This window comes from Bacillus sp. JJ1127 (assembly GCF_036965845.1).
Classification (GTDB): Bacteria; Bacillota; Bacilli; order Bacillales; family Bacillaceae_G; genus Bacillus_A.
On record NZ_JBALQK010000088.1, the window covers coordinates 588 to 913 of the forward strand.

Genomic DNA, 326 nt, shown 5'->3' on the forward strand with positions numbered 1-326 from the left:
TATACTGCATGCAGTATAAATATAAACAGGCGCTGGAGTACCTATTAGACACAGAATCTATGGCGAAAGAACAAGGGTACTATGAAACTGGAATTTATTATAATTTGGCGCTTACGTATAGTCAGATGGAAATTGATCATATGACACTGTATTTCGCTAATGTTGCGTTAGAAGGGTTTCGAAATGAGTATAAGTTTAGGCATGTAATTAATTGTCAACTTTTAATCGCTTTTAGTTATATACGAAAAAAACAGTATAGTGAAGCTATGGAAATTTACAATCATATTTTAAGAGAGGCAAATTCTTTCGCGGATAAAGATAATATT

The 326-nt window shown here is 32.2% G+C and carries 1 pseudogene; it reads left to right on the plus strand.

The features are described from left to right. Window positions 1-326, plus strand: a pseudogene (locus V7183_RS10170) (transcriptional regulator); the annotation flags it as partial.